The sequence below is a fragment of the Oleiphilus sp. HI0066 genome, from assembly GCF_001635725.1.
Genome location: NZ_LWFH01000243.1, coordinates 1 through 1,213 on the forward strand (window position 1 = coordinate 1; position 1,213 = coordinate 1,213).

At 44.5% G+C, this 1,213-nt stretch carries 2 pseudogenes; both read right to left on the minus strand.

What is annotated here, in order from left to right:
* A pseudogene (gene rpsL, locus A3738_RS03835) lies at positions 1-154 on the minus strand (30S ribosomal protein S12); the annotation flags it as partial.
* A 150-nt stretch (positions 155-304) separates the two neighbouring features.
* Positions 305-1,213, minus strand: a pseudogene (locus A3738_RS03840) (DNA-directed RNA polymerase subunit beta'); the annotation flags it as partial.

A 1,213-nucleotide genomic window follows, 5' to 3' on the forward strand; every position in this document is an offset into this window, starting at 1 on the left:
CTTTACGCAAAGCCGAGTTAGGCTTTTTAGGCGTAGTCGTATAAACACGAGTACAAACACCACGACGCTGCGGACAAGCCTGCAACGCGGGAACGTCACTTTTAGCGACGACACGCTTTCTAGGCTTACGCACCAACTGATTAATAGTTGCCATGCAAGCAAACTCCAATTTTATCTATCAAATTCCCACCCTAAAATAGGGTGCTCTCAAGTCGAGGGGCGCAAGTCTAATTACGCCCCAGCATAGTGTCAAGAAATTTGGTTTATTTTTAACCACATTCCACAACACTATTTATGACGCACTTTATAGCGCGTCATTTTCCTTGTTTAGCTCTGCGCTTAGCGCCTCTACAACATCTTGTGCAGAAACACCTAAGCCGTCTTCTAAACCAGAACCTTTAGTCTTCTTAGCCTTACGTTCAGCATGGTATGCCAAACCAGTACCAGCTGGGATAAGACGACCAACAACAACGTTCTCTTTAAGACCTCGTAAGAAGTCACGTTTACCAGTCACAGCACCTTCAGTAAGTACACGTGTTGTTTCCTGGAACGATGCAGCTGAGATAAATGACTCAGTAGCAAGCGACGCTTTAGTAATACCTAGCAACTGACGCTCACATTGTGCTGGCATCTTATCGTTTGCATCAGCTTTTTCGTTCTCTTCAAGGAATTGAACGTATTCAACTTGATCACCTTTGATCAAGTCAGTATCACCTGATTGCGTAACTTCTACTTTACGTAGCATCTGACGAACAATTACTTCGATGTGCTTATCGTTAATCACAACGCCCTGCAGACGGTATACGTCTTGCACTTCGTTTGTAATGTACTTAGCAAGCTCAACAACACCTAGAAGACGCAAAATGTCGTGTGGATTTGATGGGCCATCAGAGATCACCTCACCCTTCTCTACACTTTCACCTTCAAACACGTTCATTTGACGATGCTTTGGAATCAATGCTTCATAAGCATCAGATCCGTCTTTAGGTGTTATAACAAGACGCTTCTTACCCTTGGTCTCTTTACCAAAGCTAACCACACCTGAAATCTCAGCAAGAATCGACGATTCTTTTGGCTTACGCGCTTCGAACAAGTCTGCTACGCGCGGTAGACCACCCGTGATGTCACGCGTCTTCGATGATTCCTGAGGAATACGAGCAATGATCTCACCTTGTGTTACTTGATCACCGTCACGCAAAGTCAAACTTGCATT